The sequence below is a fragment of the Dermacoccus sp. 147Ba genome (genome assembly GCF_004151355.1).
GTDB lineage: Bacteria > Actinomycetota > Actinomycetes > Actinomycetales > Dermatophilaceae > Dermacoccus > Dermacoccus abyssi.
Window position 1 is genome coordinate 486528 of the sequence record NZ_SEHL01000001.1, and the last position, 18630, is coordinate 505157.

Annotated in this window: 17 protein-coding genes; 11 read left to right on the plus strand and 6 right to left on the minus strand. The window is 68.9% G+C overall.

Annotated elements, in window-relative coordinates:
- Positions 1 to 71: 71 nt before the first annotated feature.
- Both pknB and EVU97_RS02225 read right to left on the minus strand, forming a co-directional pair.
- On the minus strand, positions 72 to 2039 hold the full coding sequence (gene pknB / locus EVU97_RS02220; RefSeq protein WP_129663129.1) for a Stk1 family PASTA domain-containing Ser/Thr kinase: 1968 nt from the start codon (positions 2037 to 2039) through the stop codon (positions 72 to 74).
- A gap of 90 nt (positions 2040 to 2129) precedes the next feature.
- Positions 2130 to 3296, minus strand: coding sequence for a LysM peptidoglycan-binding domain-containing protein (locus EVU97_RS02225; RefSeq protein WP_129663131.1), 1167 nt, complete (start codon positions 3294 to 3296; stop codon positions 2130 to 2132).
- Positions 3297 to 3417: 121 nt separating this feature from the next.
- Here EVU97_RS02225 and EVU97_RS02230 point away from each other — a divergent pair, with 121 nt between their 5' ends.
- Positions 3418 to 3792: an Rv2175c family DNA-binding protein gene (locus tag EVU97_RS02230; RefSeq protein ID WP_047311482.1), complete on the plus strand. Its 375-nt coding sequence runs from the start codon at positions 3418 to 3420 to the stop codon at positions 3790 to 3792.
- A gap of 22 nt (positions 3793 to 3814) precedes the next feature.
- Here the strand turns inward: EVU97_RS02230 and EVU97_RS02235 are convergent, their stop codons facing one another.
- Positions 3815 to 4903: a polyprenyl synthetase family protein gene (locus EVU97_RS02235; RefSeq protein WP_129663133.1), complete on the minus strand. Its 1089-nt coding sequence runs from the start codon at positions 4901 to 4903 to the stop codon at positions 3815 to 3817.
- A gap of 240 nt (positions 4904 to 5143) precedes the next feature.
- Here EVU97_RS02235 and EVU97_RS02240 point away from each other — a divergent pair, with 240 nt between their 5' ends.
- The 5 genes from EVU97_RS02240 to EVU97_RS02260 all read left to right on the plus strand — a co-directional run bounded on the left by EVU97_RS02240 (position 5144) and on the right by EVU97_RS02260 (position 11543).
- A complete protein-coding gene (locus EVU97_RS02240) occupies positions 5144 to 5431 on the plus strand; it encodes a DUF6504 family protein (RefSeq protein ID WP_118914897.1) in 288 nt (95 codons plus the stop codon).
- 40 nt (positions 5432 to 5471) lie between these two features.
- Entirely contained in the window at positions 5472 to 5921 is a 450-nt protein-coding gene (locus EVU97_RS02245; protein ID WP_129663135.1) for an SAV_6107 family HEPN domain-containing protein, read from the plus strand.
- Positions 5922 to 5926: 5 nt separating this feature from the next.
- Entirely contained in the window at positions 5927 to 9793 is a 3867-nt protein-coding gene (locus tag EVU97_RS02250; RefSeq protein WP_129663137.1) for a DNA polymerase III subunit alpha, read from the plus strand.
- A complete protein-coding gene (gene dinB / locus EVU97_RS02255; protein WP_129663139.1) occupies positions 9790 to 10938 on the plus strand; it encodes a DNA polymerase IV in 1149 nt (382 codons plus the stop codon). The genes EVU97_RS02250 and dinB overlap by 4 nt, the downstream gene beginning before the upstream one ends.
- Positions 10939 to 11066: 128 nt before the next feature.
- Positions 11067 to 11543, plus strand: a complete 477-nt coding sequence (locus tag EVU97_RS02260; protein WP_129663141.1) for a DUF3040 domain-containing protein — start codon at positions 11067 to 11069, stop codon at positions 11541 to 11543.
- 21 nt (positions 11544 to 11564) lie between these two features.
- Here the strand turns inward: EVU97_RS02260 and EVU97_RS02265 are convergent, their stop codons facing one another.
- Entirely contained in the window at positions 11565 to 12053 is a 489-nt protein-coding gene (locus EVU97_RS02265; protein WP_129663143.1) for a DUF456 domain-containing protein, read from the minus strand.
- Positions 12054 to 12182: 129 nt separating this feature from the next.
- Positions 12183 to 12383 carry a hypothetical protein gene (locus EVU97_RS02270; RefSeq protein ID WP_082128775.1) on the minus strand — a complete coding sequence of 67 codons (201 nt, stop codon included), beginning with the start codon at positions 12381 to 12383 and terminating at the stop codon, positions 12183 to 12185.
- A gap of 281 nt (positions 12384 to 12664) precedes the next feature.
- Between EVU97_RS02270 and EVU97_RS02275 the strand changes: the two genes are divergently transcribed.
- The 5 genes from EVU97_RS02275 (at position 12665) to EVU97_RS02295 (ending at position 17980) form a co-directional block, all read left to right on the plus strand.
- Positions 12665 to 14776: a type IIA DNA topoisomerase subunit B gene (locus EVU97_RS02275; protein WP_129663145.1), complete on the plus strand. Its 2112-nt coding sequence runs from the start codon at positions 12665 to 12667 to the stop codon at positions 14774 to 14776.
- On the plus strand, positions 14773 to 16068 hold the full coding sequence (locus EVU97_RS02280) for an MFS transporter (protein ID WP_129663147.1): 1296 nt from the start codon (positions 14773 to 14775) through the stop codon (positions 16066 to 16068). The genes EVU97_RS02275 and EVU97_RS02280 overlap by 4 nt, the downstream gene beginning before the upstream one ends.
- Positions 16069 to 16100: 32 nt before the next feature.
- A complete protein-coding gene (locus tag EVU97_RS02285) occupies positions 16101 to 16730 on the plus strand; it encodes a SatD family protein (protein ID WP_129663149.1) in 630 nt (209 codons plus the stop codon).
- A gap of 40 nt (positions 16731 to 16770) precedes the next feature.
- On the plus strand, positions 16771 to 17208 hold the full coding sequence (locus tag EVU97_RS02290) for a hypothetical protein (RefSeq protein WP_225911213.1): 438 nt from the start codon (positions 16771 to 16773) through the stop codon (positions 17206 to 17208).
- 274 nt (positions 17209 to 17482) lie between these two features.
- On the plus strand, positions 17483 to 17980 hold the full coding sequence (locus tag EVU97_RS02295) for a hypothetical protein (RefSeq protein ID WP_129663151.1): 498 nt from the start codon (positions 17483 to 17485) through the stop codon (positions 17978 to 17980).
- Between the two features lie 12 nt (positions 17981 to 17992).
- On the opposite strand, the gene EVU97_RS02300 is transcribed toward EVU97_RS02295, so the two are convergent.
- On the minus strand, positions 17993 to 18571 hold the full coding sequence (locus EVU97_RS02300; protein WP_129663153.1) for an HhH-GPD-type base excision DNA repair protein: 579 nt from the start codon (positions 18569 to 18571) through the stop codon (positions 17993 to 17995).
- Positions 18572 to 18630: the final 59 nt, after the last annotated feature.

Consider the following 18630-nt stretch of genomic DNA (forward strand, 5'->3'; position numbering starts at 1 on the left):
CCGCTTCACGCCGAACGGCGCTCGCCCCGACGAGGGGGTGAGCGCCGTTCGGCGTTTGTCGTGGAGCCGCCTCAGAAGTTCAGCGTGACAGTGGAGCCCTTGGGCGCCTGCTTGCCGGAGCCGCCCTCGGGCGACTGGCTGGAGACGGTGCCGTCGAGGAGATCGTCGAGCCACGAGCCGCCGTCGACTTCGAATCCGGCGTCCTCGAGCGTGCGGCGGGCATCGGCTGCGCTCATGCCGACGACATCCGGGACGTCAACCATCTCGGGTCCCTTGGACACGGTGAGCGTGACGGTGCTTCCTGCCCGCGCGGTCGTGCCGCTGCTCGGGTCGGTGGAGACGACCCTGCCCGACTCGATGTCCGGGTCGTAGTCCTCCGTTGTCGTCACGGAGAAGCCGAGCGCCTCCAACTGACGCTTCGCATCGTCCTCGGACGATCCGGAGACATCGGGGACGTCGACCTCGGCCGGTCCGTCGCTCACGATGAGGGTGATCGGGGTGTCGTGACGCACGCGGCTGCCACCTGCGGGGTTGGTGCCGACGACCTTGTCCTTCTCGATGTCGGAGTGTTGCTTCTCGACGCGAGCGACCTTGAACCCCTTGCTCTCCAAGGTCTTGCGCGCGTCGTCCTGCGTGGCGTTCGCGGTATCGGGGACGTCGACCATGCGGGGGCCGGTGCTGACCCAGAGCGTCACATCGCTCGTCGGACGGCGCGACGCTCCGCTTTCGGGTGTCGTGCGCACAGCCTGCCCCGTGGGCACAGTGTCGGACTCGGTGGTGCGGACCTTGACGTCGAAGCCTGCGTTCCGCAGGGTCGAAACGGCCTGACCTTGAGCTTGACCCTGAACCGTGGGAACGGTGCGCGGGCCGAGGGGGCCGACGGTGAACGCGATGGCCGCCACGACGGCGACGACGAGTGCGGCGACGGCGAGCACCCAGGGCCACCAACGGCGCGGGCGCTCGTTCTCGACGACGGTGGCGCGGCTCGGGAGGGCCGTCGTCGACTGGGGGCCGTACTGGCGGGTGACGAGCGGGGAGTCGGGAGCCTCGGCTGCAGAGGAGGCTCGGGCGACCGGCGCGGTCGTACCGTCGGCGGCCGCGGAGACGCGAGTGTGCTGGGTGTCGGCGTTCGTCGTCAGTGACGACGGCGGGGCCGGCGGCACCGGGACGTCGAGAACGTCGTCGGGGAGTTCGGCGCGAAGCCTGGTGACTTCGGTCTTGAACTCCTCGGCGTCGGCGGGACGCTCCTGAGGCTCCTTGGAACAGGCCCGGGCGAGGAGTGGGTCGAAGGCGGCAGTGAGCTCCGGCAGGATCTCGGAGGGCTTCGTCATCGTGCCGTACACGTGCTGGTAGGCCACCTGGACGGGAAGGTCGCCGTCGAAGGCGCGGTGACCCGTGAGCATCTCGAAGAGCACGAGTCCCGCGGAGTAGACGTCGGAACGGGTGCCGGAGGGGCTGAAGCTCGACGGCTCGACCTGTTCGGGCGACAGGTACGACGCCGTGCCGATGAGGACTTCGCTGTCCACGCTCATACCGCTTCCGGTGACCGCGCGGGCCAGGCCGAAGTCGGCGACCTTGACCCGGTCGGCAGCGTCGATGAGAACGTTCTCCGGCTTGATGTCGCGATGCACGAAGCCGGCCCGGTGGGCGGCGGCGAGCCCGTCGAGCAGCTGCTCGAAGAGCGTGAGCTGCTCACCCACGCTCCTGTCGCCGTCGCGAATGACGTCGCGCAACGTGCGACCGCGCACGAGTTCCATGGCGAGATAGACGACATCGGCGTCCTGCCCCTGGTCGTGCACTGCGACGACGTGGGGGTGGGCAAGTCGCGCCGCAGCGCGGGCTTCACGCTGGAAGCGCTCGACGAAGACGGGGTCACGCGCAAGGTCGGCCCGCAAGACCTTGAGGGCGACCTCCCGATCGAGGCGGAGGTCTCGAGCGACGTACACACTGCCCATGCCACCGTCCGCAAGATGCTCGAGGACGCGATAGCGCCCTTCGACGGTGCGGCCGATGAGGGGGTCGGCGTGCGAGGTGGTCACGGTGGCGAGTGTAGGTGGCGGGGCAGGAAGAACGCTGAACGCTGCGGGTCATCAGGTGAGGACACGGAGCGTGCCTGGCGCCCGGCTGCGTCAGCCGCCGAAGCGCTTCATGTGCGCCTTGACGCTGCTGACGTACTGGCGTGTGTCGGGGTAGAAGCCGTGTTTCCGGACAGCGCCGAGGCCCTGGTAGTAGGAGCCGATCACCTCGTCGCGGTTGTTGGCGTGCTGGGTGAGGAAGCGCAGAGTGACGACACCTGCCGTGATGTTGTCCTGTGGGTCCATGAGGTTGAGCTTGCGGCCCGCGAGGTCGCCCGCCCAACGGCCGGTGGCCGGCATGACCTGCATCGTGCCGAGCGCGTCGCAGACGGAGACGGCGCTCTGGCGGTGCCCCGATTCCTGCCAGCCGATGGCGAGGGCGAGCGTCGGGTCGACCCCGTAGCGCTTGGCGGTGGCGACGATCATCGAACGGATCTGGGCCTGGTTCGGCAGGTTCGCCTGCGCGAGTTGCTGACGGTGACGATCACCCGAGGCGACAGCGGAGGCCGGGTAGCGCCGTGCCGCAGAGGTGCCGGCGTACTTGACGACGTGCGTCGGCTTGGGTGCGTAGCCACCGGCAGGGGCCTTCGAGGTGGGCTTGCGAGCAGGCTTCGTGGTGGGCTTCTTTGCTGGCTTCGCGGCGGAGGTGACACCGGCAACGGGGATCTTGACCTGAGACCCGACGTGGAGACGACGCGCGTCGAGCCCCGGATTCGCCTTGATGACGCTTGCCAGGCTCGCGTGATGACGCTGGGCCAGCGTGTAGAGCGAGTCGCCCGGGCGCACGGTGACGCTCTTCGTGTGACGAACGGCCTTCTTCGTGGGCTTCTTCGCCGGCTTTGCTGCGGGCTTCTTGACCGGCTTCGCGCTCGTGGCCTTCGACGGCTTCTTGACGGGCTGCTTCTTGACGGGCTTCGTCGCCTTCGGGGCCGAGGCGGGGACCGGCACCTTGAGGACGGTGCCCGGCACGAGACGACGGAACTCGATCTTCGGGTTCGCCTTGACGATGGCCGCGACGCTCGAGGAGTGGGTTCGCGCGATGGCGTAAACCGAGTCCCCGGGGCGGATCGTGACGTTCTTGACCTTGCGGGTCGGCTTCTTCTTCGCAGCAGGGCTGCTCTTCGCGGCTCCCTTGACGAACTGCGCGTGAGTTCGGCCCGGCTGAACGTGCGCAGGCGGCACCGCGTGCAGTGCGACGGGGACGTCGTAGGTAAGAGGCATGGCTCACACGCTAGGTGGTGACGTGGCTCGTCCTGCGAAGGCGCGCCCGAAGGGGTGAAGCTCGCCCCCGGTGCGCTGGCCGACATGCGGTAACGCGTTCCCGTCTGGCAATCTTGGGGTCGTGGATGACGCAACGCACACGGAACTCGAAGCACTTGTCGGTGACTGGCTCACCGTGCCCGACCTCGCCGAGGAGCTGGGCATGTCGCTGCGCCAGGTGCGTCAGATGATCGCCGATCGCGAGATCATCGCCGCGCGCGTGGGGGAGCGCAATGTCGTCGCGGTGCCGGCATCCTTCGTTCAGGACGGTGCGGTCGTCACGCCTCTCATGGGCACGGTGACGGTGCTCTCCGACGCGGGGTTCAGCGATGAGGAAGCGATTCGCTGGCTGTGCACGCCCGACGAGACGTTGCCGATCGACGGCGCCCCCATCGACATGCTGCGTGCGGGCCGCAAGGCCGAGGTGCGCAAGCGCGCCATGGAAGAGGCGTTCTGACGCTGCGCTGACGCGGGGCTGCTCAGCTGGAGCGAGCGGTGGTCGTCCCGATGAAGTCGTGCAGAGCGGTGAACGCTTCGGTCGGCATCGACTCGCGGAGCGACTCGAGCGCGGCGCGCGCTTCGTCGGCTCCCTGAGTGATGCGCTGCTCCACGGCGTCGACGGCGCCGGTGCTCATCGCGAGCGCGCGGAAACGCTCGATCTCGTCGGTGTCGAGGTCGTCGTGGCCGAAGCGAGTGTCGAAGAACGCGCGGTCGTCGGCGCAGAGGTCGTCGAGCAGGTGAGCGACGATGACGGTGCGCTTGCCTTCGCGCAGGTCGTCGCCGGCCGGCTTGCCCGTCTGTGCCGGGTCGCCGAAGACGCCGAGCAGGTCGTCGCGCAGCTGGTAGGCCTCGCCGAGGGCGAGACCGTAGCGCGAGAGGGCTTCGAGAGTGGCGTCGTCGCCGCCGGCGCAGGTGGCACCGATGAGCAGGGGGTGCTCCATCGTGTACTTCGCGCTCTTGTACCGGATGACGCGCAGAGCGCGGGTGATGCGCTCGTCGGTGGCGAGCCCTTCCCAGTTCTGCACGGCCTCGAGGACGTCGAGGAACTGCCCGCCCATGAGCTGGGTGCGCATGAGGTCGAAGACCCGACGTCCGCGAAGAACCTCGTCGGCGGGTAGACCGCTCGTCGCGTACATCTCGTCGGCCCAGGTGAGGCACAGGTCGCCCGCGAGGATGGCGCCGGCCTCGCCGAAGCGGTCGGCGTCGCCGGTGAGGCCGCGCTCGCGGTGGGCGTTCGCCATGGCCCGGTGGGCAGCCGGCATGCCGCGGCGGGTGTCGCTCGCGTCCATGACGTCGTCGTGCAGCAGCGCGGCGGCCTGGAAGAGCTCCATCGACGCGCTGGCGCGCACGAGGGCGTCGCTGTCGGCGCCGCCGGCGGCGCGGTAGCCCCAGTAGAGGAACGACGCACGCACGCGCTTGCCGCCGGAGAGCAGGGAAGCGATGGCGTCGACCATGAGATCGGTTTCGTCGCCGAGGGGGGCGAGAACCTCGCGCTGGTGGGCGACTTCGGCGTCGACGGTGCGCTGGATGCGTTCGAGCAACTGCGATGCGTCCGCGGAGTTGGGCACGTCTCGATCCTTCCGGCAAGCGACTTCCACCGAGCCTACGCGGTCGCTCCGATTCCGCGGAATCTGGGGGTTGTCGCCGGGGCGTTCTAGTGTCACCATATCGAACATGAGTTCGAAAAAAACGGGCTTGTGCTGTGCCGTTGTTCCGACGTTCGTTGCGTCGTCGCTCACCGTCACAGTCACAGCGAACCATCCAGCGGTGACGACGCGGTCGGCACCCGAGTGAAGTGAGGTGGCGAGATGCGCGGATACGCCGAGAGCGTCGAGGTGACCACAGTGGACACGGGAGAGGCGAGCGCGCCCGAGGTCTTCGTCTGGCGAGGACGCCGGTATCGAGTCGCGGGGGTGCTCGAGAGCTGGCGTGAGGCAACGCCGTGGTGGCGCCTACCGATGGGGGAGCAGGGCGTGTACGACGCCGAACGTCGGGTGTGGCGGGTCGAGGCGAGTGCGGGGGCGAGCCCGAGCCTCGGGGTGTTCGACCTGGCGCATGCGCGCTCCGGGTGGTCGCTCGAGCGGCTCAGTGACTGATGTGCAGGTTCGACGAAGTGTGCAGCGAGAGGGAGATGTCATGACGACGACGGCAACGGGTCCGGGTGCGCCCGCGGAAGCACTCACCGGCGATCTGTTCGATCTTCTGGGCCGTTCGCGCGCTGCCTTGATCGAGGCCTGCTCGGCCACGACGACGTCCGAGCGCTACGCGAGGGCCCAACTCGCTGCGTTGCGGGCGGCTGCCGCCCTTCTGGCTCAGGTGGCGCCGCGTTCGCTCGGCTCACGTCCGCGCAGTGCGTGGGAGGCGCTGGCTCGTCAGCGCCCGGAGTTCGGGGAGTGGGCGAGCTTCTTCACTGAGTGCGGCAAGCGCAACGGCGTCGCCCAGAGCGGCGGGGCCGGGGTGAGTGTGCGAGAGGCCGACGACCTCGTCCGGCAGGCCCAGCTCTTCCTCGACACCGTGCTCGTCCATGTCGGTCTGCCTGCCGCCGACGCTTCGGCGCTGCGGCTCACCCCCGTCGCGGTGGGGTGAGGTCGGTGCAGTTCACCCACCTGCACGTCGCGTCGTCCTTCTCGCTGCGCTACGGCACCACACCGCCGAAGCGTCTCGTCGAGCGCGCACACGAGTTGGGCTACGGGCGTCTGGCGCTCACCGACCGTGACGGTCTCTACGGCGTGGTGAAGTTCGTCGAGGCCTGCCGTGATCACGACATCGACCCCGTCGTCGGCGTCGACCTGGCGCTCGAGCCACCGACGCCGGCCAACTCGTCCCGCCCGCGGCGCACCCCGGCGAAGGGCGGGGCAGCCGTCGACGACCGGGGGCCTCGTGTCACCGTTCTCGCCCGCGGCGCCGCGAGCGGGCTCGACAAGGGCGTCGGATGGGGGCAGCTGTGCCGTCTCGTCACGGACGCTCACCTTGTCGGGGAGCGCAGTGCCGCGCGCACGTCGCGTGAACGGATCGCGCGGTTCGTCACTGTCGAGGAGGTGGGCAGGGGTAACAGCGCCCCGGCGCTCACCGTGCTGCTCGGCCCGGCCTCCGACGTCGGGCAGGCGCTGCTCGCCGAACGTCCTGCCGCGGCGGAGCAGCTGCTCAAGCAGTGGCGTGCTGCGCTGCCGCACGGGGCGCTCGCAGTCGAGGTGGCCTGTCACGACGGGGCGCCGGGCACGCCGGCCAGCAGGCGGCACGCGCTCGACCTGTGGGCGCTGGCGCGTGCGTGCGGTGTGCCCGCGGTGCTCACCGGCTGGGTGAGGCACGCGGACGCCGACGAGGCCGTCACCGCCGATCTGCTCGACGCGGCGCGGCGCATGGTGGCGCTCGACCTGCGGCACCTCGACCGCACGAGCACGCGAGGGCATCTGCTCCCCGAGAGCGAGATGCTCGAGATCGCACGTGAACTCGCGCAGGCTGCGGGCGACGAGAGTGCGGCCCTCGAACTCGTCGGCGCGACGTCACGGTTGGCCGAGCTCTGCGTGCAGCATCCGTTCCACGACATCGGCATCGGTGCAGTTCATCTTCCGGAACCGGAGGTGCTCGACCTGGACGGCGTCGACCCCCAGCGCGCTCTGGCCGAGCGCTGCCGCGCCGCGCTGCCCGCTCGCTACGGCCACCTCTCGGCAACCGAGTACGCCGCCGTCGAAGAGCGACTCGACGACGAACTCGAGGTCGTGCGCCACCTCGGCTACCCGACCTACTTCCTCACGGTGGCCATCGTGTGCGATCTCATCCGTGACGCCGATGTGCGCGTCGCTGCTCGCGGTTCGGGCGCGGGCAGCCTCATCAACTACCTGCTGGGCATCAGCGGGGTCGACCCGATCCGGCACCGCCTGCTCATGGAACGCTTCTGCACGCCGCTTCGGGCGTCACTGCCCGACATCGACATCGACGTGGAATCGGCGCGGCGCACCGAGATGTACGAACGCATCATGGAGCGCTTCGGCGGCGAGCGGGTCACGTGTGTGTCGATGGCGGAGACCTACCGGGTGCGTCACGCCATCCGTGACGCCGGCGCTGCGCTCGGTATGCCGCCGGCCGACGTCGACGTCATCGCGAAGGCCTTTCCGCACATCGCCGCGCGCAATGCGCGCCAGGCCATCGAGGAGCTGCCGGAGCTGCGGGCTCGCGGTCTCGCCTCGAGCGAGTTGGAGCGACTGTTCGACCTCGTCGAGCGACTCGACGGTCTGCCGCGGCACGTCGCGCTGCACCCGTGCGGCGTCGTGTTGTCGAACGCGCAACTCGGCCATCGCACGCCGATGGAGGCGAGCTGGCTCGGTTTCCCGATGAGCCAGTTCGACAAGGACGACGTCGAGACCCTCGGGCTGCTCAAGCTCGACGTGCTCGGTATCCGAATGCAGTCGGCGATGGCGCATGCCGTGGCCGAGATCGAGCGGGTCGAAGGCGTCGTCGTCGACCTCGACGACGAGACGTGCGTCCCGTTCGACGACGAGGCGACGTTCGATCTCATCCGCTCGACGCGCACGCTGGGGTGCTTCCAGATCGAGTCGCCCGGGCAGCGTGAACTCATCGGCAAGTTCGCTCCCGAGGCCTTCGAAGACCTCATCATCGACATCTCGCTGTTCCGCCCCGGCCCGGTCAAGAGCGACATGATCAACCCGTTCCTGCGGGTGCGTCAGGGTTGGGGCGAACCGGGGTACCTCCACGAGAGCCTGCGGCCGGCGCTGGAGGAGACGGTCGGCGTCGTGGTCTTCCACGAGCAGGTGCTGCGCATCGTTGCCGAGACGACGGGTGTGACGCTCGCCCAAGCCGACGAGGTGCGTCGGGCGATGGGCTCGCCCACAGGGCAGGAGAAGATCGGGGAGTGGTGGCGTGCTGCGGCCAAGGCCCGCGGGTACACGCGCGGCGAGCGGGAACGCATCTGGGCGGTGCTCGCGGCTTTCGCGTCCTTCGGTTTCTGCAAGGCTCACGCGGCAGCGTTCGCGCTGCCCACCTACCAGTCGGCGTGGTTGAAGACCCATCACCTCGCGGCGTTCGTCGCGGGTGTGCTCACGCACGACCCGGGCATGTACCCCAAGCGGCTCATCCTCGCCGACGCTCGCACGTTCGGTGTGCCCGTGCTCGGTGTTGACATCAACGCCTCGCGGGGCGAGTACCGGGTGGAGCGGGTGAGCGGCAGCGCCGAGGAGGGCAGTGACAACGATGCTGGTGCTTCGGTCGGTCTCCCCGACGGCCCGAGCTCCGACGAATCGGACCCGAGCGCGGGGGCTTCCGAAAAACTCGGTCTGCGCATCGGATTCGCCGACGTCAAGGGCATGAGCGAGCGGGAGATCGAAACTCTCGTCGCGGCGCAGCCCTACTCGAGCTTGAGCGACGTGTGGAACCGGGCCGGCCTGACGCGAACGAGCGTCGAACGTCTCGTTCTCGTCGGCGCCTTCGACAGCCTGTACGGCTTCGGTGCTCGCACAGGGCGAGGCGCTCTCACCCGACGCGACCTCCTGCTCGAACTGGAAGATCTCGAGCGCTGGCACCTGCGCGGTACATCGCGGGGGAGTCCGCGCGGGCAGAAGGTGCTCGTGACCAAGCCGTCGTCGAGCAACGTAGACGAGAGGAGTGCGTCGAGCCCAGGTGCCGGCGAAGCGCCAGGGGAGGCGGGGCTCTTCACGTTCGACCCGGTGGAAGCCGCCCGTGCGCAGGCGCAGGGGCGCCGCCCCGGGGCGAAGGATCCGGTGGGTGCTCAACTCGTCCTCGACCTCGTCGACGGAGCCGTCGACGGTGAGGGTTCGGGCCTGCCCGAGTTCACGCCGGCGGAGAAGGTGCGTGCCGAGCTCGACATCCTCGGTCTCGACGTCAGCGGTCACGTCATGGAGTTCTACGCGCCGATGCTGCGTCACCTGGGCCTCAGCGCTGCGTCCGATCTCGTGAACCTGCGGGGTGGGCAGGAGGTGTGGTGCGCGGGCATCAAGGTGGCCACGCAGACCCCGCCGGTGCGTTCGGGGCGCCGCGTCATCTTCCTCACGCTCGACGACGGCACCGGCCCCGCCGACGCCACGTTCTTCGAAGACGTCCAGGGCCCGTACGCCGACACCGTCTTCCACTCGTGGATGCTCCTCGTGCGCGGTGTCGTGCGGCGTACCGGCCCACACGGTGTCTCCATCCGGGCCACCGGCGCGTGGGATCTCACGGCGGTGTGGCAGGCGTGGAGCGAGGCGGGCGCTGACGGCGTGAGCAGCCTCGTCAGCGTCGCCCCACCGGAGGCAGAAGGTGTCGGCGGCGCTCGCGGACGTCGGATGCTCGTGCACTCCTCAGGGTTCAAACAGTCGCCGTACGCCGACATCAAACCGGCCGGCGAGACGGTCTCGGGAGGTCGCGCGCAGCTTCCCGGTCAGGGTGAGGCTCCGCGGTCGCTGTGGCACGCGAGCCCCGGAAGTTCAGGAGGGTGGGGCAGATGATCCTGCACATCGACATGGACGCCTTCTACGCGTCGGCGTCCCTCATCGAGCGCCCCGATCTGTTCGGTCAGCCCGTCATCGTCGGCGGCGCCGGGCGGGGCGTGGTGCTCTCGGCCACCTACGAGGCCAGGCGCAGCGGGGTGAGTTCGGGTATGCCGATGGGGCGTGCGCGCAGGTTGTGCCCCGACGCCGTCGTCCTCGCGCCCGACTACGACCTCTACACGCAGATCTCGGGCTCGATCATGCACCTGTTCTCGCAGGTCACGCCGCTCGTGGAACCGATCTCGCTCGACGAGGCGTTCCTCGACGTTGGCGGCGTCTGCAACGGGCCGGAGTCTGCGGCGGCGCTCGGGCACGAGTTGCGTGACGCCGTCGCCGACGAGCAGGGCATCACGTGTTCGGTCGGGGTGGCGCCGATGAAGTTCGTCGCGAAGTTGGCCTCGACGAGTGCGAAGCCGGACGGGCTGCGTCTCGTGCGTCAGGATGAGGTGCTCGACTTCCTCCACCCGCTGCCGGTGGAGGCGCTGTGGGGCGTGGGTGCCTCGACGCAGGAGAAGCTGCACACGTTGGGGTTGCGCACCGTCGGCGACATCGCGCACCTGCCGCAGCGAACGCTCGTGCGTTCCCTCGGGCAGGCGAGCGGCATGACGTTGCACCGCCTCGCGTGGGGTCACGACGAACGTCGGGTCGTGCCGCACGAGCCGGAGCGCAGCATCGGTTCGGACGAGACGTTCGGTGAGGATCTCGACGATCCTGTGCTCATCAAGCGGCACCTGCTCAAGCTGAGCGACCGCGTCGCGGCGCGTATGCGTTCGGCCGAGGTGGCCGGACGCACGGTGGTGCTCAAGGTGCGCTTCTCCGATTTCACGACGATCACGCGGTCGCGCACGTTGAGCGAGCACACCGACGTCAGCCGGGAGGTTTACGCCGTGGCCGCCCAGCTCTTCGACGCCCTCGGGCTGCAGCGGGCCCGCATCCGCCTCGTCGGGGTGCGGGTGCAGGGGCTCACCGACCGACGGCTGACCTCCCGGCAGGGAAAGCTGGGGGAGCGCGAGTTCGGTTGGCAGGAGGCCGATCGCGCCGTCGACCGCGCCAGCGCGCGGTTCGGCGCGGGCATCGTGAGACCGGCGAGTCTCGTGGGATGAGCGGTCGGTTCTTCGCCCCCTCGCGGGTGGCCACGCGTAACGTCCCGAAGTGCTACAAATGAACGAGACAATGCCAGCACACCATGCGTGGCGCACCATGCGCCGCGAGTGTCGAACCGGAGGCTCCCATGCCGTTGTCAGAACAGGAACGGCGCGCTCTCGAAGAGTTGGAGGCGCAGCTTTCCGCCGAGGACCCGAAGTTCGCGTCGACCATGGTTTCCGACCCGAACCGCGCACGACGTCGCCGTCGTGTCCTGCTCGGTGTGCTTGCCCTCGCGGCGGGTCTCGCGCTCGTCGTTCTCGCCGTCACCACCCGTCAGACCTGGCTGGGCGCCATCGGTTTCCTCGGCATGGTCTTCGGCGTCACCTACGCGGTGGGTACGGATGCCGACCAGCGTCCTGACCTGCACGTCGTCGGTTCCTCGTCGGCGCAGCGCGCCGGCGGCTCGGGCGGTGCCGGCCGTGGCTTCCCGAGCGTCCAGGGTGGATTCCCGGGCTCGGCCAAGTCCAAGGCGAAGCCCGCTCGTGGCGCGAGCAACAGCGGCTTCATGCAGCGTCTTGAGGAGCGCTGGGATCGTCGTCGCCGCGAGAGCCAGGGCTGGTAGGGACGCCTCGTCACAGGCCAGTCACAGAGCCATCGGAATGGCCACGCAGGCCCATCCGACGGCAATGATCAGCGCCGCGAGCAGTTCGATTCCCACCGACATGAGGGCAGCCTTGACGGCCACCTTCGTCGAGCGCCACGCCTCGTCCGTGCGGCGCTGACGGGCCATCTCGGCCACGAAAACGCCGAGCACGAAGCCGACGAGCAGGCCGATCACCGGAATGACGAAGAAGCCGATGACGCCGAAGATCACTCCGACGAGGCTGCTGCGCTTCGGGATGCCGGCCCGGCCGAGGTGGCGGCCCGGCACGACGTACTGGACGACGTAGCCGATCGCAGCGAGGACGCACGCGATGCCGAACACCGTCCACGCGGTGGGGCCGGAGTTGCCGAGCGCCCAGATGAGCACCCCGCCCAGCACGAGCAGAAGGCCGGGCAGCGCGGGCACGATGAGACCGGCGATGCCGACCGCCATGACGAGTGCGGCGATGATCGTCGTCGTCAGTTCCATGGGCCCATCATCCCTCAGCAGAGCCGGGAGCCGAACCAGTAAGAACGCCCGCCGCGTGCAGGCACGCGAACGGCCCCGGCACCCTTGGCGGGTGACCGGGGCCGTTCGGCGTCAGCGGGAGTGTGCTGCTCAGACCTCTTCGCTCAGGCGGGGCGTCTCGTCGATGACCTCGACGGCGACCTCCTTGAGCTTGTCGAGGTGCTCGCGGCCGTGGTGGCCGCAGAAGCGCAGTTCGAGTCCACCCGACATGACCGCCTTGATGAAGGCCTGGGCTCCGCAGCGATCGCAGCGGTCAGCAGCCGTCATCGTGTGTTCCATCGTCGTGGTCATATCGATCCTCTCGTCGGGATGCCCTGAAAGGGCACCAGCGGCGTCCTACGAACGATGCCCGAAGCATCGTTTCTCGGAATCGACAACAGTCTGTCACGGGCGGACATTCCCGAGAAGCCCAATTCCGACTCCTGAGCCACATCGTTGTGATTCGGTCGACGTCGCAGGCGCGCAGTGAGCGTCGGATCACCGCGTGGCGGCCCGGAAACCCGCGGATTCTCAGGTACGGTGACGGGTGCGCCGTCTGCGGCGCCCCCCGCGAACTTCAAGGAGATTCCCAGGTGTCGCAAGGAGAGAACCAGACCTACACCGCTCGTCACCTCCAGGTGCTCGAGGGGCTCGAGGCCGTACGCAAGCGCCCGGGCATGTACATCGGTTCCACCGACGGGCGCGGTCTCATGCACTGCCTGTGGGAGATCATCGACAACTCGGTCGACGAGGCGCTCGGCGGCTACTGCGACCACATCGAGGTCATCCTCATGCCCGACGGCTCCGTCGAGGTGCGCGACAACGGCCGCGGCATCCCTGTGGACGTGGAGCCGCGCACAGGCCTGTCGGGTGTCGAGGTTGTCTTCACGAAGCTGCACGCCGGCGGTAAGTTCGGCGGCGGTTCGTACAACGCGTCGGGTGGTCTGCACGGTGTCGGCGCGTCGGTCGTCAACGCGCTGAGCGCTCGTCTCGACGTCGAGGTCGACCGTGCGAGCAAGACGTACGGCATGAGTTTCCGCCGCGGTGAGCCCGGCGTCTTCGACGACGCCGACGGCAAGAGCCCGCTCAACCCGTTCAGCCCGTTCGAGTCGGGCAGCGAACTCAAGGTCGTCGGCAAGGCCAAGCGCGGCGTCACCGGTTCGCGCGTGCGCTACTGGGCCGACACGAGCATCTTCCTCAAGAGCGCCCAGTTCGACTACGAGCAGCTCATCGGGCGTGCTCGTCAGACGAGCTTCCTCGTGCCGGGCCTCACCCTCGTCATCCGTGACGAGCGCGGCCTGCCCGAGACGCCGGGCGCCGACGGCCCCCACGAGGAGGTCTTCTTCCACGACGGCGGCATCAGCGAGTTCACCGACTACCTCGCCGCCGACGCGGCCGTCACCGACGTGTGGCGCTTGCAGGGCAGCGGTCACTTCACCGAGACGGTGCCCGTCCTCGACGAGAAGAGCGGGCACATGACGAGCCAGGACGTCGAGCGTGAGTGCGGCGTCGACATCGCGCTGCGCTGGGGCACGGGGTACGAGACGAAGGTGCGTTCCTTCGTCAACATCATCGCGACGCCGAAGGGCGGCACGCACAACACCGGCTTCGAGCAGGCCCTCATGAAGGTCTTCAAGAAGCAGCTCGAGGTCAACGCGCGCAAGCTCAAGGTCGGTAACGACAAGGTCGAGAAGGACGACGTTCTCGCCGGCCTCACGGCCGTCGTCACCGTGCGTCTGGCGGAGCCGCAGTTCGAGGGCCAGACGAAGGAGGTGCTCGGCACGAACGCCGTGCGCGCCATCGTCGCGAAGGTCGTCGAGAAGGAGCTCACGGCGCACCTGACGTCGACGAAGCGCGACGAGAAGGCGCAGTCGGCGCTCCTGCTGGAGAAGGTCGTCGCCGAGATGAAGTCGCGCATCAGTGCGCGTCAGCACAAGGAGACGCAGCGGCGTAAGACGGCGCTGGAGAGCTCGAGCCTGCCGGGCAAGCTCAAGGACTGCCGCTCCACCGACGGCGAGAAATCGGAGCTGTTCATCGTCGAGGGTGACTCGGCGCTCGGCACCGGCATGGCGGCGCGCAACTCGGAGTACCAGGCGCTGCTGCCGATCCGCGGCAAGATTCTCAACGTCCAGAAGGCGTCGGTAGGCGACATGCTGAAGAACGCCGAGTGCGCCTCGATCATCCAGGTCATCGGTGGCGGCTCGGGGCGCAGCTTCGATCTCGACATGGTGCGCTACGGCAAAATCATCCTCATGACGGACGCCGACGTCGACGGCGCCCACATCCGCACGCTGCTGCTCACGCTGTTCTTCCGCTACATGCGCCCGCTCGTCGCGGCCGGTCGGGTGTACGCGGCCATGCCGCCGCTGCACCGTCTCGAGCTCAACGCGAGCGGCCGCGCCAAGGGCGAGGTCATCTACACCTACTCCGAGGCCGAGATGCGTTCGGTCGTCAGCGCGTGGGAGAAGAAGGGCCGCACGTTCAAGCAGCCGCAGCGTTACAAGGGTCTCGGTGAGATGGACGCCGACCAGCTCGCGGAGACGACGATGGATCCGCGTCACCGCACGCTGCGTCGCGTGACGCTCGCCGACGCCGAGGCGGCCGAGCAGGTGTTCGACCTGCTCATGGGCAGCGACGTCGCGCCCCGCAAGGACTTCATCATTTCGTCGGCTCACCAGCTCGACATGGAGCGCATCGACGCATGACCGCGAGCAGGCTCGCGCGTGCCCGAAGCGTTCTCGCGGACACGCGCCCGCTCAAGGTTCCCGCCTTTCGGCGGTTGTGGCTGGCCGACATCGTCACGGTCATCGGCGCGCAGCTGACGATCGTGTCGGTGCCCGCGCAGATCTACGCGCAGACGCGTGATTCGAGCTATGTCGGTCTGACGGGCCTGTTCGGTCTCGTGCCGCTCATCGTCTTCGGCCTGTACGGAGGCTCGCTCGCCGACGCCCACGACCGTCGTCGCATCCTGATGTTCACGACGACCGGGCTCATCGTGACGAGCGCGCTGTTCTGGGGGCAGGCCGCCGTGGGTGGCATCAACGTGTGGCTGTTGCTCAGCCTGTTCGCGGTGCAGCAGATCTTCTTCGCGCTCCACCAGCCGGCGCTGCAGAGTTCTCTGCCGCGGCTGTTGCCGCCCGAGCTCCTGCCGGCGGCCAACTCGCTCCTCATGACGGTGGCGATGGCGGGCGGCATCGCCGGGCCGCTCGTCGCCGGAACGCTCATTCCGGTGCTCGGGTTCTCGTGGATGTACGCCGCCGACACGCTGTGCCTGCTCGCCACGATGTGGGCCGTCATCAACCTGCCGGCGATGCGTCCGCTCGGCGAGGTGACGGTGGCCGGCTTCAAGTCCGTGGTCGACGGGCTGCGGTACCTCTCACGCCATCCCGTGCTCATGGCGAGCTTCGTCGTCGATCTCGCCGCGATGATCTTCGGTATGCCGCGCGCGGAGTTCCCGCAGATCGCACACGAGTCGTTCGGCGGGCCGAGCGAGGGCGGGTTCGCGTTCGCGTGGTTGTTCGCGGCCATTCCGGTCGGCGCTGTGCTCGGCGGCGTGTTCTCTGGCTGGGTCTCGCGCGTCCAGCGTCACGGCGTCGCAGTGCTCGCCGCCGTCGCCGTGTGGGGCGGGGCGGTCGTCGTCTTCGGTGGAGCGGTGGCGCTCGCGAACGGACGGCTCGACGTCCTGTTCTGGATCGCGTTCGGCGCCCTCGTCGTCGGCGGCGCGGCGGACATGGTCTCGGCGGCGTTCCGCACGTCGATGCTGCAAACGGCGGCCACCGACGCGGTGCGCGGTCGCCTGCAGGGCGTCTTCCTCGTCGTCGTCGCGGGTGGGCCGCGCATCGCCGATGTCGTCCACGGGGCGGGCGCCGAGGCGTTCGGGGCCGGTCGGGCAGCGTGGATCGGTGGTGTCCTCGTGCTCGTCTCCGTGGTGGCGATCGCCGTGCTCGTGCCATCGTTCCGTCGGTACAGGCTGTCGACTGAAGCCGCAAAGAGTTAGGCCAGAGGCTTAATCGCTGCTACTTTAGGCGTATGACTAAATCGAGCGGTGGGGCGATGATCGTCGTCACGGCAGACCAGATCCGCAGCAGTTCTCGGGGCGACCGTGTTCCGGCCATGCTCACAGCCCTCGAATCCCTGACGCTCGGCGGTAGGTCCCGTGCCTTCGCGCGCACGGCGGGTGACGAAGTCCAGGCACTCATCGCCGACCCGGCCGATGCCGTGAGCGCCGTGCGTCTCTTCGTCCGCGAGGGCGGGTGGCGGGTCGGTCTTGGCATCGGGGCCGTCGACACCCCGGTGCCGGACGACGTTCGCGCCGCGAACGGGCCCGCGTTCGTCGCGGCCCGGGCCGCCGTTAACGAATCACGGGGCGGCGCGCAGGATCTCGCCGTCGTGACGCGTGTCGGGGGAGCCGAGGCCAGCGCCGCTGCCGACGACGTACGCGCCGCCCTCGACCTGCTGGCCTTCGTCTGGCGACGCCGCACCGCGGCCGGGTGGGAGGTCGCCGACCTCGTCGCCGAGGGCCTGTCGCGTCAGGAGGTCGCGGCTCGCCTCGGCGTGACGGCGTCCGCCGTCAGCCAGCGAGTGAGCACCGCGGCCGTCGTCGAAGCCGACGCGGGAGAGGCGCTCGCGGTGCGCGCGCTGACGGCTGCTTTGGGCTGATCTCGCCCGGTTGTCGGTACCGGGCGTTAGCGTTCAGGTCATGAACGAACGGGCGGTGTTGGTGGTCGCGCTCTTCGGTGTGCTCGCTGTCGTGGCGGGCGGATTCGTCACGCAGCTGGTCTTCCGCTTCGTCGACGGCCGGCGCGATCACGAACAGCTACCGGCGCCTTCCGAGCCGAACGCCGAGACACCGAAACCTGGGTCGGGCAAGGCGACGGGTGGCGTCGAGCAGGCCGGGAGCATCCTGCGGGGCGGCGCATGGATCGGGGCGCTCGAACGGTTGGCGATCTTCGCGGGTCTGGTCGCGAACTGGCCGGAGGCCATCGCCATCGTCCTGGCCGTGAAGGGTCTCGGGCGCTACCCGGAGCTGCGCAGCGGTGAGAAGTCGGCGGTGGCGGAACGTTTCATCATCGGCACGTTCGTCAGCGTGCTCTGGGCGTGCGGATGCGCCGGGTTGGCCGTGTGGTTGCGCGGCTGACGGATTCGTCACACCTGTTTTTGTCACCGAATTGCTCGGGTGGCAACTCTTCCTCGAATCGTGTGACGCCGTTACGTTGAAGTGATTCGGCTGTCCGCCGGACACCGTGCGGCCTGCCGCCAGGAAGAACGAGATCTCATGGCGACCCTCCGCTCATTTCGCGTTACTGCAACGGTGACGAACGCGCTCGTGGCCGCGCTGCTTTCGGGCTGCTCGATGGACGAGTGGGCGCGCGATCAGGACCACCCGGAGTACACGACGCCCCAAGCCGGTCGTGCTCGGCGACGACGCTCAGGCGAAGCCGGCGGCCGGGGCGTCGGGGCTGCGGGAGAACGTGTTGGGCCACCCGCAGGGCTTCCGCACGATCGAGAAGGGCACAGCGTCGGAGGGGAAGAGCCTCGACTTCCCCGACGTGGCGGGTGGACCCATGGAAGTGGTGGTTGCGTGCACCGGCGGTGGGCTGGTGGCGACCGCGTCGTACTCGGAGGCGATCGAGGGCGCCATGATCGAGCAGACGTTCCCGCGCACGTACGAGTGCGACGGTGACCCCGGAACTCTGGACACCGTCACGTCGGCGGCGCCCGGGTTGAAGGTGACGTTGACGGCGCAGAAGGGCACGACGGTGCAGTTCGCCGTCGGTGTGCGCAAGGCAGGCACGCCGTCTGCGGGACGTGTGCGCTGTCCTCGCCCGATGAATACGGGCGGGCCCGTCAGGCGGGAACGTTCTGCGGATTCGGCTGCGGCATGCCGCGGCCAGCGGCGCACAACGTAGCCAGTAGGGCGGTCAGTCCTTCTTCGCGGCGGCCTTCTTGGCGGCCTTGATCTCGCGCTTGGTCTCGCGGACCTTGAGCAACGAGTCGGGGTCGACGACGTCGGCGACGGAGCGGAAGGAACCCTCTTCGGCGTAGGGGCCGATGGCCTCGCGCCAGCCGTCGGGCTGGACGCCCAGCTGCTTGCCGAGCAGGGATGCGAAGATGCGCGCCTTCTGGTCGCCGTAACCGGGCAGGTTCTTGAGGCGCTTCAGGAGTTCGTTCGCGTCGTCGGTGGCCCAGATCTTCGTCGTGTCGCCGTCGTACTCGTCGCGGACGGCCGCGGCGAGCTTCTGGACACGCTCGGCCATCGACTTGCCGTAGCGGTGGATAGCCGGGGGAGTCGTGCACTGCGCGATGAACTCGTCGGGGTCGATCGCGGCGATTTCGGTTGGGTCCAGCGTGCCGAAGCGGTCGTAGATCTTGCCGGGGCCGGCGAAGGCAACCTCCATGGCGATCTGCTGGTCGAGGAGCATGCCGACGAGCAGCCCGAACGGGTGCTCGGAGATGATCTCGTCGGCGTGGTCGTCCTGTGCGATGTGAAGCTCGGCCATGGCGTCAGCCTAGCCGCGGCGGCGTGAAACACTCATCCCGTCAGCGTGACGAGGGGGAG

Bases quoted from the DNA above. Each gene is read 5' to 3' on its own strand.
- EVU97_RS02225 (WP_129663131.1), bottom strand. From the start codon at position 3,296: ATGCCTCTTACCTACGACGTCCCCGTCGCACTGCACGCGGTGCCGCCT.
- EVU97_RS02240 (WP_118914897.1), top strand. From the start codon at position 5,144: ATGCGCGGATACGCCGAGAGCGTCGAGGTGACCACAGTGGACACGGGA.
- EVU97_RS02245 (WP_129663135.1), top strand. From the start codon at position 5,472: ATGACGACGACGGCAACGGGTCCGGGTGCGCCCGCGGAAGCACTCACC.
- dinB (WP_129663139.1), top strand. From the start codon at position 9,790: ATGATCCTGCACATCGACATGGACGCCTTCTACGCGTCGGCGTCCCTC.
- EVU97_RS02260 (WP_129663141.1), top strand. From the start codon at position 11,067: ATGCCGTTGTCAGAACAGGAACGGCGCGCTCTCGAAGAGTTGGAGGCG.
- EVU97_RS02265 (WP_129663143.1), bottom strand. From the start codon at position 12,053: ATGGAACTGACGACGACGATCATCGCCGCACTCGTCATGGCGGTCGGC.
- EVU97_RS02270 (WP_082128775.1), bottom strand. From the start codon at position 12,383: ATGACCACGACGATGGAACACACGATGACGGCTGCTGACCGCTGCGAT.
- EVU97_RS02280 (WP_129663147.1), top strand. From the start codon at position 14,773: ATGACCGCGAGCAGGCTCGCGCGTGCCCGAAGCGTTCTCGCGGACACG.
- EVU97_RS02285 (WP_129663149.1), top strand. From the start codon at position 16,101: ATGACTAAATCGAGCGGTGGGGCGATGATCGTCGTCACGGCAGACCAG.
- EVU97_RS02290 (WP_225911213.1), top strand. From the start codon at position 16,771: ATGAACGAACGGGCGGTGTTGGTGGTCGCGCTCTTCGGTGTGCTCGCT.
- EVU97_RS02300 (WP_129663153.1), bottom strand. From the start codon at position 18,571: ATGGCCGAGCTTCACATCGCACAGGACGACCACGCCGACGAGATCATC.